Genomic DNA, 613 nt, shown 5'->3' on the forward strand with positions numbered 1-613 from the left:
AAAAAAAGGGGGGTGGGGCGGTGTGGGGGGGGGGGCCCGGGACAAGGGTGGGGGGGGGCGGGGGGCGTGTTGTTTCCATCAGGGTTGTAAGGGTGGTTGGTCGTCTGCGGCTGGCGGTGGTGGAGCTGGAAGAGGAAAAAGCGAATCTCTTTCAACTTTTACTGATGCTGGGCCTGACGATGCTTTTCGCTGCATTTGGTCTTATGAGCCTGATGGTGCTGATTATTTGGGCGGTTGATCCGCAATATCGCCTGAATGCGATGATTGCCACCACCGTGGTGTTGCTGCTACTGGCACTGATTGGCGGTATCTGGACGTTACGTAAATCGCGTAAATCCACCTTGCTGCGCCATACACGCCATGAGCTGGCAAACGATCGGCAGCTGCTCGAGGAGGAGTCCCGTGAGCAGTAAAGTCGAACGTGAACGACGTAAGGCGCAACTGCTTAGCCAGATCCAGCAACAACGGCTGGATCTTTCTGCCAGTCGTCGTGAATGGCTGGAGGCAACAGGCGCTTACGATCGTCGCTGGAATATGCTGCTAAGTCTGCGCTCCTGGGCGCTGGTTGGCAGTAGCGTGATGGCGATCTGGACGATTCGCCATCCTAATATGC

At 56.8% G+C, this 613-nt stretch carries 2 protein-coding genes; both read left to right on the forward strand.

Going from position 1 to position 613, the window contains the following annotated elements; translation table 11 throughout:
• A partial coding sequence (locus tag AC5O77_RS21965; protein WP_494507196.1) for a phage holin family protein occupies window positions 1-413 on the forward strand: 413 nt, incomplete at its 5' end.
• Window positions 403-613: YqjK-like family protein (locus AC5O77_RS21970; protein ID WP_176414416.1), on the forward strand; the 211-nt coding region annotated here is incomplete at its 3' end. The genes AC5O77_RS21965 and AC5O77_RS21970, both read left to right, overlap by 11 nt.

The organism is Stenotrophomonas sp. INTA L402-1 (assembly GCF_059295135.1).